The sequence below is a fragment of the Streptomyces sp. YIM 121038 genome, assembly GCF_006088715.1.
Taxonomy (GTDB): domain Bacteria; phylum Actinomycetota; class Actinomycetes; order Streptomycetales; family Streptomycetaceae; genus Streptomyces.
Genome location: NZ_CP030771.1, coordinates 76,951 through 101,301, shown reverse-complemented (window position 1 = coordinate 101,301; position 24,351 = coordinate 76,951). Strand labels below are relative to the sequence as shown.

General features: G+C 74.2%; 18 protein-coding genes. 9 read left to right on the top strand and 9 right to left on the bottom strand.

Going from position 1 to position 24,351, the window contains the following annotated elements; genetic code table 11:
- Positions 1 to 17: 17 nt before the first annotated feature.
- The 9 genes from galU (at position 18) to C9F11_RS00410 (ending at position 11,792) form a co-directional block, all read left to right on the top strand.
- Complete coding sequence (gene galU / locus C9F11_RS00450; RefSeq protein WP_138957345.1) at positions 18 to 932, top strand: UTP--glucose-1-phosphate uridylyltransferase GalU; 915 nt, start codon at positions 18 to 20, stop codon at positions 930 to 932.
- A gap of 276 nt (positions 933 to 1,208) precedes the next feature.
- Complete coding sequence (locus C9F11_RS00445) at positions 1,209 to 2,309, top strand: ParB/RepB/Spo0J family partition protein (protein ID WP_138957344.1); 1,101 nt, start codon at positions 1,209 to 1,211, stop codon at positions 2,307 to 2,309.
- A 228-nt stretch (positions 2,310 to 2,537) separates the two neighbouring features.
- Entirely contained in the window at positions 2,538 to 3,275 is a 738-nt protein-coding gene (locus C9F11_RS00440; RefSeq protein WP_138957343.1) for a sigma-70 family RNA polymerase sigma factor, read from the top strand.
- A gap of 3 nt (positions 3,276 to 3,278) precedes the next feature.
- Entirely contained in the window at positions 3,279 to 4,511 is a 1,233-nt protein-coding gene (locus tag C9F11_RS00435; RefSeq protein ID WP_138957342.1) for an MFS transporter, read from the top strand.
- A gap of 157 nt (positions 4,512 to 4,668) precedes the next feature.
- On the top strand, positions 4,669 to 6,351 hold the full coding sequence (locus C9F11_RS00430) for an FAD-binding protein (RefSeq protein ID WP_138957341.1): 1,683 nt from the start codon (positions 4,669 to 4,671) through the stop codon (positions 6,349 to 6,351).
- 378 nt (positions 6,352 to 6,729) lie between these two features.
- Complete coding sequence (locus C9F11_RS00425) at positions 6,730 to 8,082, top strand: phosphomannomutase/phosphoglucomutase (RefSeq protein ID WP_138965834.1); 1,353 nt, start codon at positions 6,730 to 6,732, stop codon at positions 8,080 to 8,082.
- Between the two features lie 409 nt (positions 8,083 to 8,491).
- Complete coding sequence (gene wecB, locus C9F11_RS00420; protein ID WP_138957340.1) at positions 8,492 to 9,688, top strand: UDP-N-acetylglucosamine 2-epimerase (non-hydrolyzing); 1,197 nt, start codon at positions 8,492 to 8,494, stop codon at positions 9,686 to 9,688.
- A 50-nt stretch (positions 9,689 to 9,738) separates the two neighbouring features.
- Complete coding sequence (locus C9F11_RS00415; protein WP_138957339.1) at positions 9,739 to 10,479, top strand: hypothetical protein; 741 nt, start codon at positions 9,739 to 9,741, stop codon at positions 10,477 to 10,479.
- 59 nt (positions 10,480 to 10,538) lie between these two features.
- Entirely contained in the window at positions 10,539 to 11,792 is a 1,254-nt protein-coding gene (locus tag C9F11_RS00410; protein ID WP_138957338.1) for a VCBS repeat-containing protein, read from the top strand.
- Positions 11,793 to 12,225: 433 nt separating this feature from the next.
- Here C9F11_RS00410 and C9F11_RS00405 read toward each other — a convergent pair whose 3' ends face one another.
- The 9 genes from C9F11_RS00405 to pabB form a co-directional block, all read right to left on the bottom strand.
- Positions 12,226 to 13,203 (bottom strand): MsnO8 family LLM class oxidoreductase, encoded by a 978-nt coding sequence (locus C9F11_RS00405; protein ID WP_138957337.1) that lies wholly within the window; start codon positions 13,201 to 13,203, stop codon positions 12,226 to 12,228.
- Positions 13,203 to 13,745, bottom strand: coding sequence for a hypothetical protein (locus C9F11_RS00400; protein ID WP_138957336.1), 543 nt, complete (start codon positions 13,743 to 13,745; stop codon positions 13,203 to 13,205). Before C9F11_RS00400 ends, C9F11_RS00405 begins: the two co-directional genes overlap by 1 nt.
- 391 nt (positions 13,746 to 14,136) lie before the next feature.
- Complete coding sequence (locus C9F11_RS00395; RefSeq protein ID WP_138957335.1) at positions 14,137 to 14,679, bottom strand: MarR family transcriptional regulator; 543 nt, start codon at positions 14,677 to 14,679, stop codon at positions 14,137 to 14,139.
- A 97-nt stretch (positions 14,680 to 14,776) separates the two neighbouring features.
- Entirely contained in the window at positions 14,777 to 16,774 is a 1,998-nt protein-coding gene (locus C9F11_RS00390) for an FAD/NAD(P)-binding protein (protein ID WP_138957334.1), read from the bottom strand.
- A 76-nt stretch (positions 16,775 to 16,850) separates the two neighbouring features.
- Complete coding sequence (locus C9F11_RS00385; RefSeq protein WP_212767778.1) at positions 16,851 to 17,660, bottom strand: aminotransferase class IV; 810 nt, start codon at positions 17,658 to 17,660, stop codon at positions 16,851 to 16,853.
- Between the two features lie 6 nt (positions 17,661 to 17,666).
- The gene (locus tag C9F11_RS00380) at positions 17,667 to 18,896 is read right to left on the bottom strand and encodes an FAD-dependent oxidoreductase (protein ID WP_138957333.1); all 1,230 of its coding nucleotides are present in this window, start codon (positions 18,894 to 18,896) and stop codon (positions 17,667 to 17,669) included.
- Positions 18,897 to 18,957: 61 nt separating this feature from the next.
- Positions 18,958 to 20,550, bottom strand: coding sequence for an AMP-binding protein (locus tag C9F11_RS00375; protein WP_138957332.1), 1,593 nt, complete (start codon positions 20,548 to 20,550; stop codon positions 18,958 to 18,960).
- Positions 20,551 to 20,614: 64 nt separating this feature from the next.
- Entirely contained in the window at positions 20,615 to 22,087 is a 1,473-nt protein-coding gene (locus C9F11_RS00370; RefSeq protein ID WP_138957331.1) for an AMP-binding protein, read from the bottom strand.
- An 88-nt stretch (positions 22,088 to 22,175) separates the two neighbouring features.
- A complete protein-coding gene (pabB, locus tag C9F11_RS00365) occupies positions 22,176 to 24,338 on the bottom strand; it encodes an aminodeoxychorismate synthase component I (RefSeq protein ID WP_138957330.1) in 2,163 nt (720 codons plus the stop codon).
- Positions 24,339 to 24,351 lie beyond the last annotated feature (13 nt).

The window sequence follows — 24,351 nt, the reverse complement described above, 5'->3', positions numbered from 1 at the left end:
CCCCTAGCGTGAATCCCATGAATGTCGCGTCTGTCGGTATTACCAAGGCAGTTGTTCCCGTCGCGGGCCTGGGCACCCGATTCCTCCCGGCGACCAAGGCCACGCCCAAGGAAATGCTTCCGGTCGTGGACAAACCCGCTATCCAATACGTCGTCGAGGAAGCGGTGTCCGCAGGAATGTCCGACATCCTCATGGTGACCGGGCGCAACAAGCGGCCGCTGGAGGACCACTTCGACCGCAACCACGAACTGGAGGAGACCCTGCGCCGCAAGGGCGACGCCGACCGCCTGCAGCGGGTCAGCGCCCCCACGGACCTCGCCGACATCCACTACATCCGCCAGGGCGACCCGCGCGGCCTGGGCCACGCCGTGCTGTGCGCGGCCCGCCACGTGGGCGCCGAGCCCTTCGCGGTGCTCCTGGGCGATGACCTCATCGACCCGCGCGACCCGCTGCTCGCCCAGATGGCCCAGGTCCAGGCCCAGCACGGCGGCAGCGTGGTGGCCCTGATGGAGGTCGACCCCGCCCAGACCCACCTGTACGGCTGCGCCCGCCTGCGCCCGGGCGCAGGCGGCGACGTGGTGGCCATCGCCGACCTGGTGGAAAAACCGGAACCGGGCACCGCCCCCAGCAACTACGCGGTCATCGGCCGCTACGTCCTGGCCCCGGAGATCTTCCAGGCGCTGCGCACCACCGCGCCGGGCCGCGGCGGCGAGATCCAGCTCACCGACGCACTGCGCACCCTGGCCGCGACCGCGTCGGCCGGACCGGTGCACGGCGTGGTCTTCCGCGGCCGGCGCTACGACACCGGCGACCGCGCCGACTACCTGCGCGCCACCGTGCGCCTGGCCTGGGAGCGCGAGGACCTGGGCCCGGAATTCCGCTCCTGGCTGCGCGACTTCGTGGCGCAGCACTCGCTGGCCTCCGCGGCCTGACCCCGCCGCGCCAGGCCGGGCCCCCGGCCGCACACCGGGGGCCGCCCCGCCCGGGGTGTGCAACCGCGGAAACTCCCCGGTTGCACACCCCGGCCCCGCCCGGGCCGCAGGACTTGCCCAGGTCGCGCCGCGGCGCCCACGGGCGGCGGAAAAACCGAACGACAGCTATGTACGGTCGGGGGGTGCTGGACGGGGCATCCCCCGCGCCAGCGGCGGGCCGCCTCGCGCGCACCGCCGACGCCGGTTTCGACCCCCTGTGGAGGAGGTGCACCGAGCATGGGCGTCAACCCCGAAGAACACCCCGGCTTCCCGCACCGGTCAAACCTGCTGGAGCCGCCCGGCCCGCCCGGCACGGCGGCCCCCGGTGCCGAGACGGCCCGGGACGGAGCCGTGCACCAGGTGCCCATCGCCGTCCTGCGCCCGGCCGACTCACCGCGCATCGGAGAGAACCTCCAGCACGCGCGGACCCTGGGCGCCTGCGGCGCGGTGCTGCCGCCGATCCTGGTGCACCGCGAGACGATGCGGGTCATCGACGGCATGCACCGGCTGCGCGCGGCGCTGATGCAGCAGCGCGACCTGGTGGAGGTCACCTACTTCGACGGCAGCACCGAAGACGCCTTCGTCCTCGCCGTGGAGAGCAACATCGCCCACGGCATGCCGCTGACCCTGGCCGAACGCGCCGCGGCCGCCGCCCGCATCATCATCACGCACACCCAGTGGTCGGACCGGGCCATCGCCGCGGTCGCGGGCCTGGACCCCAAAACGGTCGCCGCCCTGCGCCGCCGCGGCATGCCGCCCGAGGCGGCCCCCGCGGTGCGCGTGGGCCAGGACGGCAAGTTCCGCCCCGTGGACCCGGTGGCCGGACGCCGTGCGGCCAGCCGGCTCATCAGCGCCGAACCGCAGGCCTCGCTGCGCCACATCGCGCGCCGCGCGGGCGTCTCCCCGGGCACCGTGCGCGATGTGCGCGCCCGCCTCGAACGCGGCGAGGACCCCCTGCCCCCGGCCCTGCGCACCCCCGAGGCGGCCCCCGAAGCAGCCCCCGAAGCGGCCCCCGGCCCGGTCCGCCCGGCACCCGGCGGGCACGAACGGGCCGCGCCCACACCGCGGGACCGCCCGCTGCCCGCGGCGCGCACCGCGGGCCAGGGGCCGGGCCTGGAGCGGGTCTTCACCAGCCTGTGCAAGGACCCCTCACTGCGCCAGAGCGAGACGGGACGGCTGCTGCTGCGCCTGCTGGAGATGCATCTGCCCGCCCAGTTCAGACGCATCACCGCCTCCGTGCCCTCCTACCGGGCGGGCATGGTCGCGGCCGCCGCCGCCGAATGCGCCAGAGCCTGGCAGCACTTCGCCGACACCATCGAGCACGGCCACCCCCAGTAGCAGCCCGCCCGGCCCGCCCCGCCCCGCTCCTTGCGCACCGCCCCCCCGGACGCGGGGGAGCAGCACAGCAGGGCAGTGCGCGCCGGGGCCCGCCGCGGGGACACCAGACCGGCGGTGCGTCCTGAGTCTCCCCCGCCGGGGACGCACCGCCCCTCACCTCCCCTCCGCCCCCGCCCTCTTGTTCCTCCCGCACTCGCCCCTTTGCCCCCGTACCGAAGGAAACGCCCCATGGAACCGCAGCCCGCGTCCGCCGCGGCCCGCAGCGGCACCAGCACCCTGTCCAGCCCGAGCCGCCCCGCGGGGCCGCCGGGCCCTTGGCATGCGGTGCGGGCGGCGAAGGCCCCACCCGGCCCCGGGCCCGCCGTGCCGGGGCCGGAGACGGCCGAGCAGCGCACGGCCCGCTTCGAACGCGACGCGCTGGCCCACCGGGCCCGCCTGTACGCCTACGCGCTGCGGCTGACCCGCAACCGGGCCGATGCCGAGGACCTGGTGCAGGAGACCTACACCCGCGCCTACCGCGGGTTCCACCAGTTCCGCCCCGGCACGAGCCTGGGGGCCTGGCTGTCGCGCATCCTGACCAACGCCTTCCTCACCTCCTACCGGCGCCAGAAGAGCAGGCCGCACTTCGCGCCGGTGCCCGACATCGAGGACTGGCAGCAGGCGGGCGCCGCCTCCCACACCTCCGCCGGGCTCGCCTCGGTGGAGGCCCAGGTCGTCGACCGCATCCCCGACGCGGCGATCAGCCAGGCGATGCGCTCCCTGCCCGCCGCGCTGCGCATCGTGGTCTACCTCGCCGATGTCGAGGGCCTGCGCTACGAGGAGATCGCCGCGGCCGTCGGCATCCCCTCCGGCACCGTCAACTCCCGGCTGCACCGCGGCCGCAGACGCCTGCGGGCCCTGCTCGAAGACCACCCGGGACGCGGTGTGCGCACCCCCACCTGGCACCACCACGACAAGGAGAGTTAGAAGATGCCCATCGCCCTTCTGGCGCTGGCTTTAGGCGCCTTCGGCATCGGCACCACGGAGTTCGTGATCGTGGGCCTGCTGGAGGAGGTCGCCGACGATCTCAGCGTCTCGATCCCCTCCGCCGGCCTGCTGGTGACCGGCTACGCGCTCGGTGTGGTCGTCGGGGCCCCGCTGATGACCGCCGCCGGGACCCGGCTGCCGCGCAAGACCATGCTGGCCGTGCTGATGGCCGTGTTCATCCTGGGCAACCTGCTGTGCGCGGTCGCCGGCAGCTACGCCCTGCTGATGACGGGCCGTCTGGTGGCGGCCCTGACGCACGGCGCGTTCTTCGGCATCGGCTCGGTGGTCGCCGCCAACCTGGTCGCGCCCGAACGCAAGGCCCGCGCGATCTCCCTGATGTTCATCGGCCTGACCGTCGCCAACGTCCTGGGCGTGCCGATGGGCACCTTCCTGGGCCAGCACTTCGGCTGGCGCTCCACCTTCTGGGTGGTCACCGGCCTGGGCGTGGTGGGCCTGCTCGGCATCCTGGCCCTGGTGCCGCCCCAGCCGCGCGAGGACTCCGGGGGGCTGCGCAGCGAGCTCGCCGTCTTCCGCCGCGGCCAGGTGTGGCTGGCCCTGGCGGTCACCGCGCTCGGCTTCGGCGCGGTCTTCGCCTCCTTCACCTACATCGCCCCGATGATGACCAAGGTCGCCGGGTTCTCCGACGGCGCGGTCAGCTGGCTCCTTGTCATCTTCGGAGTCGGCCTGTGCGCGGGCAACGTGCTCGGCGGCCGCCTGGCCGACCGCGCCCTGATGCGCACCCTGTCGATCGCGCTTGCCGCCCTCAGCGCCGTCCTGGTGATCTTCGTGTTCACCGCGCACGCGCAGGTGCCCGCGGCCATCACGCTGGGCCTGTTCGGCGCCGCGGGCTTCGCCACCGTGCCCGCGCTGCAGATGCGGGTGCTGCAGAAGGCCGACGGCGCCCCGGCGCTTGCCTCGGCGGCCAACATCGCCGCCTTCAACCTGGGCAACGCCGTGGGCGCCTATCTGGGCGGCTTCGCCATCGACCACGACCTGGGCTACACCGCGCCGAACTGGATCGGCGCGCTGTTGGCCGGCGGCGCGCTGGCGGTGGCCGCGTACTCGGTGCGCCTGGACCGCCGCGGCCGCGGGCCCTCCCCGGACGGCGATGCCGCCACCGCCGGTGACATCCAGCCGCAGGAGACGGGCACCGCCCCCGCCCAGGCCCCCGCCTGACCACCCCCCCTTTGTCCCTGGCCCCCTTCAACCCTCTTGTGCTGCCGCCCTCTTGGGCGAAGTGCTCCGGCCCGGCATCCGCCGGGCCGGTCCGCTCCCGGGCCCCGCCTTGTCGCGCGGGCCCGTGACGAGCTGTCGAAAGACGAGGTAGCTGACGATGAACGATGTCGATCGCCGCACGCTCATAGGGCGCGGCGCCGCGGTCGCGGGGGCCGCGGTCGCCGCCACAGCCGGTGCCCCCGCCCTGCTGAGCACCCCCGCCGCCGCGGCCCCGGCCACGCGTGCGCCGCGGGCGGCCGGGGCCCTCATCGGCCCCGACGACCCCCGCTACCCGCTGCTGACCACCGGCAACAACCAGCGGTTCGTGGCCAGACCCGACTACATCAAAATGATCACATCGGCGGCGGACGCCGAAGCGGCCCTGGAGCAGGCCGTCAAGGACGGCAAGCGGATCTCGGTGCGCAGCGGCGGCCACTGCTTCGCCGACTTCGCCGCCCACCCCGACACCCAGGTCATCCTGGACTTCTCCCCGATGACGGCCGTCGGCTACGACGAGCGGATGCGGGCCTTCACCGTCGAGCCCGGCGCCCGCCTGCTCAATGTCTACGAAACCCTCTACAAGGGCTGGGGCGTGGCCGTGCCCGGCGGCATCTGCTACAGCGTCGGCGCCGGCGGGCACATCAGCGGCGGCGGCTACGGCCTGCTCTCGCGCGCCCACGGCCTGGTCTCCGACCACCTGTACGCGGTCGAGGTCGTCGTCATCGACGCCAAGGGCAAGGCCCGCACCGTGCTGGCCACCCGCGAGAAGGACGACCCCCACCGGGAGCTGTGGTGGGCCCACACCGGGGGCGGCGGCGGCAACTTCGGCCTCATCACCCGCTACTACTTCCGCTCGCCCCAGGCCCACGGCAGCGACCCGGCCGACCAGCTGCTCAAGCCGCCCTCCACCGTCCTGGTCAGCGCCATCGACCTGCCCTGGGAGCAGCTGACCGAGACCCGCTTCACCCGGCTGCTGAAGAACTGGGGCGCCTGGCACGAGGAGCACAGCGCCCCCGACTCCCCCTACCGGCATCTGAGCAGCCTGTTCAACGTCAGCGCCAGGGCCCACGGAAGCCTGGGCATGTTCACCCAGGTCGACGCGGGCGTCGAGGGCGCCGAAGGGCTGCTGCGGTCCTTCCTGGACGCGGTCCTGGCCGGCACCGGCCTGCGCCCGGGGACCCTGGCCCGGGGCAACGGCGAACTGCCCGCCATGCCCGGCCTGCACACCCCCCGGCGCATGCCCTGGCTGCAGGCCACCCGCCTGGTCGGCACCGACAACCCCACCATCACCAACCCCACCTCGCGCGGCGCCCACAAGTCCGGCTACATGCGCAAGAACTTCACCGACCACCAGGTCGCCGCCCTGTACAAGCACATGACCCGCGCCGACTTCCACAACCCCGACACCATGCTGGTGCTGTTCTCCTTCGGCGGCCAGGTCAACGCCCTGGCCCCGGACGCCACCGCCAACGCCCAGCGCAGCTCGGTGTTCAAGATGTGCTTCCAGACCTTCTGGGCCGAGAAGAAGGACGACGACTTCTACCTGGGCTGGGTGCGCGAGCTGTACGAGGACTTCTTCGCCAGGACCGGGGGAGTGCCCGTCCTGGACGACCGCACCGACGGCTGCTACATCAACTACCCCGACCGGGACGTGGCCGACCCTAAGCGCAACACCTCCGGCGTGCCCTGGCAGCGGCTCTACTACAAGGACAACTACCCGCGTCTGCAGCAGGTCAAGAAGCGCTACGACCCCGCCGACGTCTTCCGCCACTCCCTGTCGGTGGAACTGCCCCGCCGCTAGGGACCGCCCCGCCCCCGCCCTCTGTTCGGGGCCCCTTCCCCCAAGGGGCGGGGGCCACCCGCCGCCGGGCGCGCCGCCGCACCCCCCGCGGACCGCGCGCCCGGCGTCGTGCTGCCCCCGGCGCAACCCCCGGCGCGCCCCCCGGGGGGCAACCTCCCCCCGTCCGGCCCCACTTGCCCGGCCCCCGCGCACCGCACCCCGCGCACGGGCCCCGTCCTTCCCGTTCCCCCGCATGTCCCGTTCTCCTCCCGTACGTTCCGTTCCCCTCGAACCGGAGGCACCCCCTTGTCCCTCACCTCGGACCACGCCGCGCACCAGTGCGCCGTCACTGCCGCCACCTCCGTCGCCGCCCGTGCCGCCGCGGCCGGCGGCGCCGATCTGTCGGGCCTGGTCAAGGCCTACGACATCCGCGGGATCGTCCCCGAGCAGTGGGACGCCTCCCTGGCCGAGCTCTTCGGCGCCGCCTTCGCCCGGGTGACGGGCGCGGCCGCGATCGTCGTCGGGCACGACATGCGGCCCACCTCGCCCGCCCTGGCCCTGGCCTTCTCCCAGGGCGCGGCCCTGGGCGGCTGCGCGGTCACCCAGATCGGCCTGTGCTCCACGGACCAGCTGTACTACGCCTCGGGCGCCCTGGACCTGCCGGGGGCGATGTTCACCGCCTCGCACAACCCGGCGCAGTACAACGGCATCAAGATGTGCCGCGCGGGCGCCGCCCCGGTGGGCCAGGACACCGGTCTGGCCGACATCCGCGCCCTGGTGGAGCGCTGGCTGGCCGAGGGCGCGCCGCCCTCGCTGACCGCGGCGGGCGCGCTCACCCGCCGCGACACCCTGGGGGACTACGCGGCGCACTTGCGGTCCCTGGTCGACCTGTCGGGGATCCGGCCGCTGAAGGTGGTCGTGGACGCGGGCAACGGCATGGGCGGTCACACGGTGCCCACCGTCTTCGAGGGCCTGCCCCTGACACTCGTACCGATGTACTTCGAGCTGGACGGCACCTTCCCCAACCACGAGGCCAACCCCCTGGACCCGGCGAACATCGTGGACCTCCAGCAGCGGGTGCGCGAAGAGGGCGCCGACCTGGGCATCGCCTTCGACGGCGACGCCGACCGCTGCTTCGTCGTCGACGAGAGGGGCGAGCCGGTCTCCCCCTCGGCGATCACCGCCCTGGTCGCCGCCCGCGAACTGGCCCGCAACGGCGGCTCCGGCACCGTCATCCACAACCTGATCACCTCCTGGACCGTCCCCGAAGTCGTGCGGGAGAACGGCGGCACGCCGGTCCGTACGCGCGTGGGGCACTCCTTCATCAAGGAGGAGATGGCCAAGTCGGGCGCGATCTTCGGCGGCGAGCACTCCGCGCACTACTACTTCCGCGACTTCTGGAACGCCGACACCGGCATGCTCGCCGCCCTGCACGTCCTGGCCGCCCTCGGCGGCCAGGACGGCCCCCTGTCGGGCCTGGTGGCCGCCTACGACCGCTACGCGGGCTCCGGCGAGCTCAACTCCACCGTCACCGACAGCCAGGCCCGCCTGGCGGCCCTGCACGCCGCCTACCGGGGCCGTGAGGGCGTGCGCGTGGACGAACTCGACGGGCTCACCGTCAGCGGCGCCGACTGGTGGTTCAACGTGCGCGCCTCCAACACCGAACCCGTGCTGCGCCTGAACGTCGAGGCCCGTGAACAGGCGGTGATGGCCCGCGTCCGCGACGAGGTGCTGGCCATCGTCCGCGCCTGAGCGGCCCGCGCGCCCAGCCGCGCACCGGGCGCCGCACGGCGCCCCAGAGCCCGGGAAACCCCCGTGCCCGCCTCGCGGGCACGGGGGTTTCGCATGTCCGGGCACGGGGGTTTTCGCATGTCCGCGCCCCCTTTCCCGGAAAAGAGGGGGCGCGGGTGTCCAACTCCTGTGCAACCGGCGGGAGAAAGCTCAATTGACGCGGAACTAGCTCACAGGAAAGATATCTAGTGCCAGCAGGGAAACCGGAAGGAATCCCCAAGGCGGGAAACACCGCAAGCGCCGCCCGCGGATAAAACGGGCCGCCCCTGATGAGCCCGGCGCGATGAGCACCCCGACATCCGGTGCCGCGCCTTCCGTAAAGCCCTTCATGAGCCTTCCTCTCCCTTGACACAGAAAAGGAATAAAAGCCATGCGTTCCGTAGCCGTTGTCCTTGGTACCCGCCCCGAAGCCATCAAGTTCGCCCCCGTCATCCGCGCCCTGAAGGACGACCCGCGCTTCGCCCCGACCGTCATCTCCACCGGCCAGCACCGCCAGATGCTGGACGAGACCCTGGAGGCCTTCGGCCTCAGGCCCGACATCGACCTGGAGATCATGGCGCCGCGCCAGACACTGTCCCAGGTGACCTCCCGCTCCCTGCAGGGCCTGGGCGAGGTCTTCAAGGACCTGCAGACCGAGGCCGTCCTCGTGCACGGCGACACCGCCACCACCCTGGCCGGCGCCCTGTCCGGTTTCCACCACCAGATCCCCGTCATCCACGTCGAGGCCGGCCTGCGCAGCGGCCACCTCAACTCCCCCTTCCCCGAGGAGGGCAACCGCCGCCTGGTCGCCCAGGTCTCCGCCCTGCACCTGGCCCCCACCCCCGGCAACCGCGCCAACCTGCTGCGCGAGGGCATCGCCGACGACACCATCGTCGTCACCGGCAACACCGTCATCGACGCCCTGCGCTGGGCCAGCGACCGCGCCCAGGACTACGGCTCGGACGCCATCGAGGACCTCGACAGCGACAACCGCCGCGTGGTCCTGGCCTCCGCCCACCGCCGCGAGGCCTGGCCGGACCTGCCGCAGATCGCCGAGGCCTTCGCCAGCATCGCCGACGAGCCCGACGTCCGCGTGGTCATCCCGCTGCACCGCAACCCCGTCGTGCGCGACGCGCTGCTGCCCCGCATCGGCAACCACCCCAACATCACGGTCGTCGACCCGCTGTCCTACCTGTGCTTCAGCAAGCTGATGCGCCGCGCCGACCTCATCGTCTCCGACAGCAGCGGCGCCCAGGAGGAAGGCCCCGCCCTCGGCAAGCCGACCCTGGTGCTCGGCAGCGTCACCGAGCGCTCCGAGGCCGTCGTCGCCGGCACCGCCCGCCTGGTCGGCACCAAGACGTCCGGCATCGTCCAGGCCGCCTGCGAACTCCTGCGCGACCCCGGCGCCTACGACCGCATGGCCAACGCCACCAACCCCTACGGCGACGGCCGCGCCACCGAGCGCACCGTCGACGCCATCGCCCACTACTTCGGCGACAGCCCCGCCCCCGACCAGTTCACCCCGGCCATCGCCATCGACGAGCTGTCCGCGGAGCTGGCCCGCACCGCCACCTTCGCCCGCGCCTGAGCGCCCGTCCCCACCCGGCAAGGACCGACGACCCGGCAGGAGGCACCGCCATGACCACCACCGCCAGCCGCCAGCAGACCCACACCGCCACGGAGCTCAACTTCTCCGGGCCGCACGTCAAGGCCACCCTCATCACCCACGCCCGCGACTACGCCGTCCACGGCACCGCCCTCGTCGTCAACCCCCAGCCCCGCCCCGTCACCATCAGCGAGCACCCCCGCAAGGGCATCCCGCCCCTGTCCTCCACGATCCTGCGCGACACCCGCATCCAGGAGGCCGACACCCTCATCCTGCTGCGCACCGACCTCGACGCCCCCATCGGCGCCATCACCGGCGAACCGGGCTGGCAGCACCTGGCCGACCTGCTCCCCGACGAGGCCGCCTTCCCCCGCACCACCCCCCTGTTCAAAAGCCCCCAGGACGACGCGGGCACCGCCCGCTTCGACCCCGCCCACCTGCTGGGCCAGACCCCCGCCCCCGCCCGCGCCCAGGACTTCCAGATCAAGGCCAACCTCTGGTTCGCCCCGGCCGGCACCGACTGCCACATCCACAACCGCCACGACTTCATCGAAGTCCACACCCAAGTCCACGGCCTGGGCCGCATGCAGAAGTTCACCGCCCCCGACCACACCCGCCTCTACGAAGACCTGCGCATGAGCCCCGGCTACACCACCCCCGACCCCTTCTGCACCATCGGCCCCGACGGCTCCTACCACTACCCCTGGCACCAGTACTACGCCGACACCGACTGCGTCTGGCTCGCCGTCGAATACCACCGCCTCACCCCCTGACCCCCGCCCCCTGCCTTCCTCTGGCCGCCGCGCCCCACGACACCCCAAGGAGAACCACCATGAGCGCCGACTCCCTGTCCGCCTTCCGCGCCCCGAAGTTCACCGCCGAGCTCGTCGCCGACCAGCTGCGCGACGGCTACTGGCTGGAGGCCCCGGACCTCAACAGCGACAACAAGCCCGACCTGTTCGGCTACGGCCTGCGCCTGGGCGAGATCTACTGGTACCAGAACGACGAGAAGTGGACCCGCCGCCTGGTCGCCGACAAGATCAAGATGCCGGTCGGCGCCGACTACGCCGACGTCAACGGCAACGGCCGCCCCGACATCATCCTCTGCTACGACCTCTACGGCCCCATCGGCACCATCCAGGACGCCAACACCGAGGGCGGCAAGATCGACTGGCTGGAGAACCCCGGCAGCCCCGACAAGGACGAGTCCCGCTGGAAGAGGCACTACGTGGGCCGCGCCACCGGCATGCACCGCCTGCGGGCCGGCTACTTCACCCAGACCGAGCGCCTGGAGATCATCGGCCTGCCCATCGTCGCCAAGGAAGACGTCCACGCCGTCCTGCCGGTGGTGATGTTCACCCAGCCCGACGACGCGCAGACGGCCGAGGAGTGGCCGATGACGGTCATCGACGACTGCCACTACCGGATGATCCACGGCGCGGAGAAGAAGCAGGGCCTCATCCCCGGCTCGGACCGCGAGTCCCTCCTGCTGGCCTCCGACGAGGGCGTCACCTGGATGTTCTACGACGAGAACAAGAAGGAGTGGGTCCGCAAGCTCATCGGCACCGGCGAACTGACCCAGTTCGAGCAGACCGGCTTCCGCGGCAGCGGCGACCTGAACGTCGGCCGCATGGGCGAGGACGCGATGGGCTACGTCGCCGCTGTGGAGCCCTTCCACGGCAACACCGTCGCCGTCTACACCAAGGCCACCGACGGCCGGCCCGAGGACGTCGAGTGGAACCGCGTCCTGCTGGACGTCTACGGCGACCCGAACGAGAACGGCGAGGGCCCCGGCCACCAGATCGTCACCGCCGACTTCGACGGCGACGGCGAGGACGAGTTCCTGGTCGCCCTGCGCGGCCCGTGGCCCTGGCAGGGCGTCATGTACTACAAGGCCATCGACCTGAAGAACGGCGTCTGGGCCAAGTGGCGGGTCTCCGACGAGTCCGTGGCCCGCATCGCCACCGCCGACTTCAACGGCGACGGCCGCCTGGACTTCGCCACCATCGCCTACTCGGTGCAGCACTACTACGTGGCCAAGGACGCCAAGCTCATGGTCTACCGCAACGAGATCGACGCCCAGTAACCCCCACCCCCGACCACCAGCCCCCGACCCCGGCCTGCCGGCCATCAGACCCCGACCCCGGCCACCAGCCCCCCGACCGCCTTCGACCCCGACCCCGACCCCGTCCCTTCGGCCCCTGACCCCCGCCCCTTCGACCCCGAACCTCCCCGATCCCGCCAGCGGCAGAACAACCGAAGAAGAAAGGAGGAGGCAGATGACAGCCCCCGGCGAGAGGAGCACGCGATAGCCGCACGCCGGACCAGACGCATCCACCGCAGGACAGGCCACAACAGCAGACAGGAGGACCCAGACCCCCCCGGGGGCGGCCGTATCCCAACGGCCGCCCCCTTCTTTTCGTGCGCACACCTCCTGGGGGCACAGCAGAAGCGGGAGAGCCCGGACCGGGCTCTCCCGCTTCTGTGCGCGTGTGCGGCGCCGTGCTGGCTGCGCTGTCCTAGACGGGGACGGCGTCGGGCCGGGGGGCCGTCAGCTGGAAGGCCTGGGCGAGGAGTTGGTAGGAGCGCACCCGGTCGGCGGGGTCGGCGGTGAGGGTGTTCACCAGGAGCTCGTCGGTGCCGTGGTCGGCGGCGAGCGCGCTCAGGCGGGCGTGGACCTGCTCGGGGGTGCCCGCCACCAGGGTGCGGCGCAGCACCGCGGCCCGTTCCGTCTCCAGGGAGCTCCACCGGTGGGCGCGCACGCTGGCCGGTGAGGGCAGGGGCAGGTCCTGGCCCAGGTCCTTGCGGCTGCGCCACAGCAGCACGCTCTGGGCCAGCTCCTCGGCCTTGGCCGCGGTGTCCGCGGTCACCGCGCGCACGGCCACCACCCCGCGCCGCCCGGGCTGCCCGGCGCGGGTCAGGGCGGCACGGTAGGCGTCCAGGACCGGTCCGCCCGGCTTGTGGGTCAGGAAGTAGGCGTAGGCGAAGGAGGCGCCCAGCTGCCCGGCGTGGCGGGCGGAGTTGGTGCCCGCGCCGAGCAGCCACAGCTGCGGGGGCACCGGCGCGCTCTGGTCGGTCTCCGGGCGCCGCCCGTCGATGAGGCCCAGATGCAGGCGTACCTCTTCCACCTGGGCGGGGAAGCGGTCGGCGGGTCCGCCCGCGCGCCCGATCCCGAGGTCGACCCGGCCCGGGTGCAGGGCGGCCAGGACGTTGAAGACCTCGGCGACCTTCGCCGCCCGGTAGCGGGGCAGCAGGACGCCGCCGGTGCCCACGCGCAGGTGGCGGGTGACGGCCAGGAGCTGTCCGGCCAGGATCTCGGGGGCGGTGCCGGCGAAGCCGGGGGAGTTGTGGTGTTCGGCCACCCAGTAGCGGGTGTAGCCCAGGGTGTCCACGCTCTGGGCGAGGCCGGCGGAGGCGCGCAGGGCCTCGGCGGCCGACTGGTCCTCGCCGATGGGGGACTGGTCCAGTACCGACAGGCGCAGCGGGGCCCGGTCCATCAGGCCTCCTGGTGTGCGGCGCCCGCGGGGGCGCGGTGCGGGTCGGTGATGGCGGGCACGATGCGGAAGTCGCGCTGGAAGACCAGGTTGTGCAGGTCGGCGGTGGCGATCGCGCGCAGGGTGGGCACCTCCGCGGCGGCCTGGGCGTCGCTGAAGACGTTCAGCGGCCACTCCGCGACGGTGGCGCCGCGCAGGTGCGGATGGTGAAAGCCCCGGCCGTAGTGCGCCACCAGGCTGATCGGGTCGATGCCCTCATCGCGCTGCTGGGGCCAGGTCAGCGCCCAGGTGGCCGCCAGACCGCCGTCGCGGGCCCGGGTGGCACCGCTCACGCGCACCTGGCCCGCCCCGTTGAGCAGATGGGTGTTGAACTCCTCCAAGACCTGGCGGGCATAGGGGTCCAGCAGCGCGACGGCCCGCTCGAACAGCTCCTCCTTGGCCGCGCGCGAGACGGCTCCGTCACCGTGGGTGCCGTCGCGAAGATCTCCGAAGTGCCGCAGCAGCGCCCCGATATGGGCGTCGGGGCGCGTCACGCTGGTGTTCATCCAGTGCCTCCTAGGCGGTGCGGGGCACGCCGGGCGTGCCAGGGGCGCGGCCCGGCCCCCCTGTGGGGGCCACATGGCCGCGCATCACGGGGCTGAACGCCCGGGCCGTCGCCGGCCCCTCCCGCCGTGACCCGCCCGCCGCCTACTTCGCCAAGTCCCCTGCCGGCCCGCCCTTTTGGGGCGGACCCGGCAGGGGCGGGGCAGGTGCCGAAGTCGCGCCGCGGCCTTTGCCGCCCCCCGCGGCAGCACGCCACCATGGAGGGCAGGAAGCCGGGCACCACACCGGTATGCCCCGCCGCTCACGCGCCCGGCTTCCTTCTTCTTGCCCCCTCTTCGCCCGCCCGCGGGCCCCCGCCCCCCCCTTGCGCGGCGGGCGCGGGAGAGGGGGGTTTCAGCGTCTGGGGGCGGGCCGCGGGGCCCGGACGATCCTGCGGGCCCGCCCCGGGGCCGGCACCCCGCCCGCCCCCGGGGCGGGGGCCTGTTCCAGGGCGGCGGCCACCAGGGAGATCAGCCCGGACAGGGCGTCCACCGCGCCGCCGGGCAGCACCCGCAGCAGCTCGCCGTAGACGGCGTCCGCGGCCCGGCGCACCGCGTCCACCACCCGGCGCCCCTCCTCGGTCAGCTGCGCCCACGAGCCGCGCCCGTCGTGCAGGTCGGCCTCGCGGACCACATAGCCGGACTCGGCCATCCTGCGGATGATGTTGCTGGTGCCGCCGGAGGACAGGTGGCAGCGCTCGGCGAGTTCACCGGGCCGCAGCCGGTAGCCGAGCGCCGCGCCGGCCCCGCGCAGGGCGGCCAGGACCTCGAAGTCGGCGCGGGTCAGGCCCCGCTGGGCGGCTTCGGCGTCGGTGACGGCGTCCATGGCGGCCGCCAGGCGGGTGGCCTGGGCGGCCAGGTGCGCCGGGGTGCACGGTGGCGGGGGTGTCTGGGCCATCAGTACCTCTTCCTGTGCCGGCCGCTCGGTGGCGCCAGGCGCGGCACCGAGCGGCAGCGCAGTGTAGACAATCGGGGGCGGGTCCTGGAACGCGGCGCTATTCGCGGCCGGTGGCGGCGGCCATGACCGGCGGGACGCTGTCGGTGACCGGCCGGGGTGCGCGCCCGGTGAGCGCGGCGCCGTAGCCGGGGGGCGTGCTGTGCGCGGGCAGCGCCAGCAGGCTGCGGGCGATGGCGTCGGCGTCGCCCAGGATGACGGAGTCCACTCCCGGGCGGATGCCCGCCGCGGTCGCCCAGTGCACCGCCTCGGTCGGCACGCCGTAGGCGAAGCGGCGCGGGTGGGCGCGCCCGGCGCTGTCGATGAGGTGGTAGGGGCGGGCGGTGACGGCCAGGCCGCCGGTCTCGTAGTCGCCGTGCGGGCCGGTCAGGGTGTGCAGGCGGGCCTGCCCGCTCACCAGCAGGTGGCGCAGCAGCGGGTCGGCGGTGCGGTGCAGGTCGCCGTCGGGCAGCCGGGCCTCGATGAGGGTGCGCGCGGTCACCGGCCGCCCGGGCACGGCCGCGGAGGTGGCCGCGAACACGGGCCCGTCGGGGCCCTGGGCCGGGCGGATGTCCACCTCGGGGCCGATCACGTCCAGCACGCCGGCCTCGATCAGCGCGGCCATCTCCTCGATGCGTGAGGCGGGCGGGCCGATGGACAGGTAGGCGTTGAGCGGGGTGTACCAGCGCTCGAGGTCCTCGCGGTGGGAGTCGGCGCTCAGCCCGCCGTGGTCGACGACCTGGCGGATCTCGTTGCGTAAGTCGCGCAGGACGTCCAGGGCGGCCTTGACCGGCCCGCTGAGGTTGCCCTGGCGGGCCTGGTCCACATCGCGCCGCAGATGGGCCAGGAGCCAGGCGGTGAAGTCGCCGGGGCCGGTGAAGGAGGTCTCCTTGTAGGGCTTGGCGATCTGCTCCCAGTCCCAGCGCCGGCCGGCGGCCACGTGGTGGGTGTCCAGCAGGGAGGCGCGGGCCTGGGGGGAGGGGGCGGCCAGATAGCGCTCGGCCAGGTCCCGGCCCGCGCGCGGGCGGCCTTCGGCGGCCAGCAGGGTGCGGTAGTAGACGGCCTCCACCTCGGTGGCGATCAGCGGCCACAGCTGGGCGGCGAAGTCCAGGGGCTGTTGCCGGCGCAGGCGGGCGATGCGCTCGGCGGTCAGCAGGCGGGGGGTGTGGCGGCCGAAGGCGCCCTTCTCGTTCTCGCCGCGCGCGTGGTAGGGCACGCCGCGCCGGGAGCCGGCCACCAGGTGCGGTTCGCGGCCCGAGGGCCGGTAGGCCAGGCGGCCCTGGCGGCGGTGGAAGGTGCCGCCGCGGCCGAGGGTGAACAGGGCCATGTGGTCGAAGAAGTTCAGGCCCAGGCCGCGCAGCAGCACCGTCTCGCCCGGGGCGATGGCGGACAGGTCCAGGTCGGCGGGGTTGGCGGGGGCGAGGTAGCGCAGCTGGTGGCGGGCGGCGTAGGCGGCCAGGCCGCTCTCGGTGGCCGTCGGGCGCACCGGGGTGTGGCCCTGGGCGAGGACCACCGCGTCCAGGCCGGTCAGGACGGTGCCGTCGGCCAGGCGCAGGGTCTGCGGGCCGTGCGGGTGCGGCCCGGTGTCCTCCAGGGCGGTGGCGCGGGTGGCGTGGGTGCGCACGCTGGTGTGGGCGGGGGCGCGGGAGACGATGTGGGCGAACGCCCAGCGCAGGTAGTGGCCGTAGAAGGCGCGGGTGGGGTAGGCGTCGGGGCGCAGGGTGCGGGCCTGCTCCAGCACCCAGGCGGGGTGGACGGTGCGCGAGCGCGGCAGGGAGCGCGCCCACTGGTACAGGCTCGGGCCGTGCACCAGCGGCCCCTTCATGCGCACCGAGGCGTCGGTGAAGACGGTCACCTGGGAGGCGACGGTGTTCATCAGCAGGTGGGCGGGCTGGTCGGTGCGCCACACGGCGCCCGCGCCGGGCGGGAAGGGGTCGATGACGTGCACGGTCAGCGGGCGGGTGGCCAGGGTGCGGGCGCCGGCGAGGGTCCGCTCCAGGACGGACAGGCCTCGGGGGCCGGCGCCGACGATGGCCAGGGTCAGGGGGCGGCTGTTCATGGCAGAAAGCTCTCCTTGGGCGGGCGGAAAGGGCGGCGCGGGGGCGGCACCGGGGGTGGCGGGGGCGGGTGGTGGTTCAGGGGCGGGCGGCCGGCTGCGGGGCGGGCAGGGGGCGGGCGGCGTCCTGCCAGGCCTGCTGCCAGGCGGCGGCGCGCGGGGCGGGTCCGGCCCGGTAGGGGGTGTGGGGCCAGGCGGTCACGGGCCGGATCCCGTGCAGGGCGTTGACCAGCCACACCTCGTGTCCGCTCAGGTCGGCCGGGCGGGCCGGGCGGGGGGCCAGGGGCACGCCGAGGCGGGTGGCGCGGGCGGTGATCCAGGCGGCGGTGATGCCGGGCAGGACGGGCAGGCGGGGTGCGGGCAGGCACAGTTGCTCGCCGTCCCACCACAGCAGGGTGGCGGAGGTGGCTTCGCTGCCCCAGCCGCCGGGGGCGGTCAGCAGGTAGTCGTCGGCGCCCTTCTCGCGGGCGTGGGCGCGCAGGGCGGCCAGGGCGTCCAGGTCGGGGCCCTTGCGGCGCGGGCAGGTGCGCGGGTCGGGCCCGTACCAGGGACTCAGGCGCACCTGGGTGGTGCGGGCGGGGGCGGGCCGCAGGCGCAGGCCCAGGACCGGCCGGTGGCCGCCGAGGAGTTCGATGCGCGGGAACCAGGCGCCGGTGCGCGGCAGCCGGTCCGCCGCCTGGTCCAGGAAGCCCGCCACGTCCAGGCCGGGGCCGGCGCCCGCGGCCCGGCAGGCGGCCTGGAAGCGGGCCCGGTGCCCGGCCAGGAACCGGGCCCGGCCGTCCTGGACGAGGAAGGAGTCGGCGGCCAGGAGCGGGGCGCGGGGCGCGTCGGCGGGGGCCAGGTGGGAGCCGGGCCGCCAGGCGAACCAGGCCGTGGGCTGGTGGGGCACGGCGCTTCAGTACCTTCCGTGCACGGCGGTGGCCGGTGCGGTGCGCGGCCCGTAGGGGGCGCGCTCCAGCCACTCGCCCCAGGCGGGCACCAGCGGGGCCATGCGGGCGGAGAACTGCTGCAGCAGCCGGGTCCTGCGGTGGCGCGGGCGCAGGTGGGCCAGGGCGGTGCCGGCCGCGCGGGAGTTGAACAGGGCCGCCTCGCGGCGGGCGTGGGCGAACGCGCCGACGGCGGCGGTGTGTTCGCCGCCGGCCAGGGCCTGGGCGACGGCCTCGGCGGCGGCCACCGAGTCGGCGATGCCGCTGTTCATGCCGCGGGCCCCGAACGGCGGGAACAGGTGCGAGGCCTCGCCCACCAGCATCACCCGGTGGGCGGGGTCGGTGAAGGAGTCGGCGACGACCTGCAGGAAGTGGTAGCGCGAGACCCACAGCAGGCGCTCGGCGTAGGCGGGGGGCACCACGCGGGCCACCCAGGCGCGGGCGGCCTCCTCGGTGGCCCACTGCTCGGGGTCGTCGCCGTCCTTGCACTGCAGGTCGAGCTGGAAGCCGCCGGCGAAGGGCACCCGCATCACGCTGCGGCCGTCCAGGGCGGGGTGTTCGTAGGTGAACACGCGTTCCAGGGGCAGGGGGTCGGTGGGGTCCTCGGCGACGTCGACCACGACGTGGAAGGCCTTGGAGCGGGTGCCGCTCATGGGGATGCCCAGGGCGTGGCGCACGGCGGAGCGGGCGCCGTCGGCGGCGATGACGAACCGGGCGTGGTGGACGGTGCCGTCGGCGGTGAACACCCGTACGCCCTCGGGGCCGGGTTCGGTGCCGGTGACGGGGGAGTCCCACAGGAAGCGGACGCCGGCGGCGTGGCAGGCGCGCAGCAGGTGCTTTTCGGTCTCGACCTGGCGCAGGCTGGTGAAGGGCGGCAGGCCGCCGGCGGCGGGCTTGGCGGGGTAGGTGCGGGTGAAGACGTCGCGGTCGCGGTAGACGGTGCGGCGGGTGGGCCAGATGACGCCGTGGTCGATGAGGGTCTGGTCCAGGCCGGGGCTGATGGTGGCGAGCAGGGCCAGGGTGTCGCGGTGGACGAACAGGGCGCGGCTGCCGGGCCGCCGGCGGTCGGCGGGGTCGGCTTCGATGACGGTGACGGGGATGCGGTGGTGGCGCAGGGCCAGGGCCGCGGCGAGTCCGACCGGGCCCGCGCCGACCACCAGGACGGGGTGGGGTGCGGGCTGGGGCGAGGGGGGTGCCATGGTGGGTCCTTCCACGAAACGGTGCGGGCGGGGCGGGTGCGGGAGGTGAAGGGGCGGTGTGTCAGGTGGCGTTGGCGGGGGCGGCGGGGCTCTGGCCGTCGTGGAGCATGCGGGTGATCTCCACGCGGCGGACCTTCCAGGTGGAGGTGCGCGGCACGTCGGCGAAGGGCCAGTGCAGGGGGGCGGCCAGGGCGGGCAGGCCGGCGGTGGCGGTGCGCCAGCGCTCTTCGTCCAGGGGGGCGTCGCGGCGGGTGCAGACCACGGGCACGGGGGTGTGGTCGGTGCCGGGCACGATGATGACTTCCAGGAGTTCGTCCAGGCGGGACATCAGGACGTCTTCGAGTTCGAGGTTGCTGTCGATGGTGTCGATCTGGTCGATCTCGCGGTCGATGAGGCGGAGTTTGCCGCCGCGGTGCAGGGAGCCCATGTCGCCCAGGCGCCACCAGCCGTCGTGGCGCTGCTTCTCGTAGCGTTCGTCCTCGCCGAGGTAGGTCATGATCGTGCCGCGGCCGCGCAGTTCGAGGTGGCCGGCCTGGCCGCGGGGCAGGCGGCGGCCGTTGTCGTCGACGGCCCGCAGCCGGATGAAGCCGGGCAGGACGAAGCCGACGTCGCGGCCGTCGTTCCTGGCGGCGCTCTTGCGGGTGTACCAGGCGCCGGAGATGGGGCCGGTCTCGCTCTGGCCGTAGAGCTGGACGAGCAGGGGGCGCCGGCGGCGGGAGGCGGCGAGCAGGCGCTGGATGGTGCGCGGGTGGATGGCGTCGAAGGTGCTGCTGTAGTAGCGGACGCTGGACAGGGGGGCGCCGGGGGCGTCGGCGAGGTCTTCCCACTGGATGAAGTTGTTGGGGTGGGTCTCGACCAGGCCGGGGCGGGTGCGGGTGAAGATGGGGCCGACGGTGTCGGGGTCGGGGTCGGTGAGGATGACCAGCGGGTTGCCGTAGTTCAGGAAGACGCCCAGGGAGTGGTAGAAGCGGGAGTGGACGTAGCTCATGGCCAGGGCGACGGTCTCCTTCTTGCGGATGGGCCAGGCGATGAGCTGCTGGGGCAGCAGCCGGTGGAAGAGGGCGCGGGCGTTGTGGACCATGAGCTTGTTGACGCCGGTGGTGCCGGAGCTGTGGGTGATCAGGGCGGTCTGGCGGCGGTGCAGGCGCACCGGTTCGCGGCGGGGGGCGTCGGTGATGTCGGCGAGCAGGCGAAGGGAGGCGTGGGCGGTGGTGCCGGCCAGGACGGTGTCGCGTACCAGCGCGGTGAGGTCGGTCTCCTGCAGGGGGCCGGAGAGTTTGGCGGCGTCGCTGATGAGCCACGGCTGGGCCAGGCGCTGAAGGAGCTGGGCGACGACGTCGGGGCTCAGGGCGGCGGACAGGACCACGGGCACGGCGCCGATGCGGGCGGTGGCGGCGGCCAGCAGGGCGATGTCGAAGTTGTCGTCCTTGTGGATGGCGACGCGTTCGGTGGGGCGGATGCCCACGTGCCACAGCCGGGCGGCGAGGTCGTCGACGAGGTCGGCGACGCGGCGGTAGGTCAGGTCGGTGCCGGCGTGGGGGAAGGTGGCCAGGGGCTGGTCGAGGGTGACGGGCACGTCGCCGTGCTTGTCGGCGGCCTTCTCCCACAGCAGGCCGAGGTAGAAGGCCTTTTCGGGCAGGGTGAGCCTGGGCATGAGGGGTGTCCTTTCGTGGCGGCCGCGGGCGGCCGGCCCGGGGCGCGGGTCTGGGCGGGGGTGGTCAGCGGGCGGGGGCGGTGCGGATCAGGAAGCGCTGGAGCTTGCCGGTGGCGGTGCGGGGCAGGGAGTCGACGAACTGCACGCTGCGCGGCACTTTGAAGGGGGCCAGGCGGGCGCGGGCCAGGGCGGTCAGTTCGGCTTCCAGGCCGCTGGTGTGCTCGCCGCGGTGGGGGACGACGAAGGCGCGCAGTTTGGTGGCGCCTTCGGTGTTGGGCAGGGAGGCGACGGCGACGTCGCGGACGGCGGGGTGGGCGGCCAGGACTTCTTCGACTTCGGCGGGGGAGATGGTGATGCCGCCGACCATTTCCAGATCGTCGGTGCGGCCGTGGTGGGTGTAGGTGCCGTCGGGGTTGCGCACGGCGCGGTCGCGGGTGGCCAGCCAGCCGTCGATGAGGGTGCGGGCGGTTTCCTTCGGCCGGTTCAGGTAGCGGGGCATGACGGTGGGTCCGCGGACCCACAGTTCGCCTTCGGTGCCGTCGGCCACGGGTTTCAGGTCGCGGTCGCGCAGCTGGAGTTCGAAGCCGGGGGCGGGGGTGCCGACGGTGCCGGGGGTGTGGCGGGTGAGGCTGTTGGAGGCGAAGGCGTGGCCGGCTTCGGTGGAGCCGAGCTGGTCCAGGACGGGGGCGTCCAGGTGGGCGCTGACGCGGGCGGCCAGGGCGGGGCTGAGGCGTTCGCCGGCGGAGACGGCGGCGCGCAGGGCACCGAAGGCGGCCGGGTCGCTGTGGGCACTCAGGGCGGCGTAGGCGGAGGGGACCGCGTGCAGGTGGGTGACGTGGTGGCGGGCGGCCAGGTCGGCGATGGCCGCGGGGCGGGGCGGGCCGGGCAGCAGGACGGCGGAGCCGCCGGAGTACAGGGGGAAGGCCAGGGAGTTGCCCAGGCCGTAGGCGAAGAACAGTTTGGACACCGACAGGTTGACGTCGTCCTCGCCGATGTCCAGGAGCTGGGCGCCGGCGCCGGTGTAGTAGTGGGCGGGGTCGCGGTGGCGGTGGATGACGCCTTTGGGGGCGCCGGTGGTGCCGGAGGTGTACTGGATGTAGAGGGTGTGGGCGGGGTCGTTCTCGGCGGGCGGGGCGGGGGGCTGGGCGGCGGCGCGGTGCAGGAGCTGGGCGCCGGTGAGGTGGGCCAGGGCGGTGAAGCGGGGGGCCAGGGCGGTGGGGGCCAGGGCCAGGCGGGGGCGGGCGTCGCGCACGATGTGGGCGTGGTCGCCGGCGGCCAGGTGGGGGTTGGCCAGGACGGCGACGGCGCCCAGGCGGGCGGTGGCCAGGAACGCGGTGACCCAGGCGATGCCGTCGGGCAGGGCGAGCAGGACGCGGGTGCCGGGGCGGGCGCCGGCGTCGGCCAGGACGGTGGCGGCCCGGGCGGCGAGCTGGTGGAGGCGGCCGTGGGTGAGGGTGAGGTCGTTCTCGTGGTAGGCGGGCCGGTCGAGCCATCGGTTGCGGGCGGCCCGGCGGGCGAGGTCTGCGGCCATGTTCATGGCGGGAGGGGTCCTGTTCTGCGCAAAGGGGGGTGGGGGCCAGGGCGCGCGGCGCGGGGCCGTGGCCCCCCGCGGGGGCGTGGCGGGCTCAGACCGTGGCGGGCACCTCCGCGGCCTGGGCCTCCTGGACGGCGGCGGCGGTGGCGGTGGCGGGGTGCAGGGCGCGCAGCGGGGCGGCGGCCTTCAGGAGCATTTCCTGGTACTCGTCGTCGGCGTCGGAGTCCAGGACGATGGCGCCGCCGGCGCCGATGCGCCACTGGTCGCCGATGCGCACGGCGGTGCGGATGACGATGTTCAGGTCGGCGGTGCCGTTGGTGGACAGCCAGCCGATGGAGCCGGAGTACACGCCGCGGGCCTCGGTCTCCAGGGACTCGATGATCTCCATGGTGCGGCGCTTGGGGGCGCCGGTCATGGAGCCGCCGGGGAAGCAGGCGCGCACCGCGTCGATGGCGTCGGTGTCCTCGCGCAGGGTGCCGCGGATGGTGGAGACGAGCTGGTGGACGGTGCGGTAGCTCTCGGTGGCCATCAGGCGGGGCACGTGCACGCTGCCGACCTTGCTGACCCGGCCGAGGTCGTTGCGGAGCAGGTCGACGATCATGAGGTTCTCGGCGCGGGTCTTGGCGCTGTCGGTCAGGGAGTCGCGCAGCCGCCGGTCCTCGCGCGCGTCGTCGCTGCGCGGGACGGTGCCCTTGATGGGTTTGGTCTCGATGGTGCCGGCGCGGTCGATGGTCAAGAAGCGCTCGGGGGAGGAGCCGGCGATCTCCACGTCCTCGCCCAGGCGCAGATAGGAGGCGTAGGGGGCGGGGTTGACGTGGCGCAGGGTGCGGTAGAAGTCCAGGCCGCTGCCGCCGGCGGGGGCCCAGGCGGCGTTGGTGAGGCAGACCTCGTAGCTCTCGCCGGCGCGCAGCTGCTGGTGGATGTCGGCGATGCGGGCGGCGTAGGCGTCGGCGTCGTGGACGAGCCAGGGCTCGACGGGGGCGGTGCTGGGCTCGGCGGTGGTGGCCGTGCGCGGGGGCAGGGCCAGCAGGGCGGCGGCGGTCGACTCCAGCCAGCGCACGGCGTCCTCGGCGCCGCCGGGCCCGCCCGGCTGCCCGGTGGCGCTGAGGGCGGCCAGATAGGTGGTGCCGTCGTGGTGGTCGACGGCGATGAAGCGGTCGGCGAAGAGCCAGACGGCGTCGGGGGTGGGGGCGCGGTGCTTGTTGGTGGCGCCCAGGTCGCCCTTGAGCTCGTAGCCGAAGTAGCCGACGTAGCCGCCGGTGAAGTCGAAGGGCAGGTGGGGGGCGCTGGTCTGACGGTGGCGCAGTTCGCTTTGCAGGTAGTCGAAGACGGTGCCGGGCACCTGCTCGGTGGCCCGGCCGGTGCGGGTGACCTCGACGTGGCCCTGGCCGGTGCGGTAGCGCACGGTCTCCGCCAGCGGCCCGGCGGCGTCGCCGAAGAAGGAGAACCGGGCCCGCCCGGCCTCGGCCAGGGCGCTGTCGAGCCAGAACACCGGGGCCTTCGCGGCGCCGTACAGGTGGGTGAAGGCGGTCTCGGTGTCGATCTCCTTTTCCAGGATGCGCAGGTGCAGCTGGTAGGGCGCCGGGGCGGGGGCGGCGGTCCGGGGGGCGGGCGCGGCGGCCTCGGGGCGCGGCGCGGGGGCGGGGCGGGCGGCGGCCTCGGGGTGGCGGGCCTGGTGGGCCAGGGTCAGGTCGCGGAAGTTGGCGAGCATCTGGTGGCCGTACTGGGTGGAGACCGACTCGGGGTGGAACTGCACGCCCCACAGCGGCCGTTCGCGGTGCCGCACGGCCATGATCACGCCGTCCTCGGCCCAGGCGGTGGCCTCCAGGGCGGCGGGCAGGGGCTCGGCGATGGCCAGGGAGTGGTAGCGCACGGCGGTGAAGTCCTGCGGCAGGTCGGCGAACACCTCCTGCGCGGTGTGGGTGATGCGGCTGAGGTAGCCGTGGCGGGCCTGGGGGGCGCGGGCGATGACCGCGCCCGCGGCGGCGGCGATGCCCTGGTGGCCCAGGCACACGCCGAGCACGGGGATGGCCGCGCGTTCGATGATGCGGGCGCTGGCGCCGAAGTCCTCGGCGCGGCCGGGGTGGCCGGGGCCGGGGGAGATCACGACGTTGTCGTAGGCGCTGAGGTCGAGGTCGGCGGCGCCGGGGGCGTCGTTGGTGACCACGTCGGGCTCCTCGCCGTTGACCTCGGCGATGAGCTGGAAGAGGTTGTAGGTGTACGAGTCGTAGTTGTCGATCAGGAGGGTCTTCATCACGGCTCCGTCG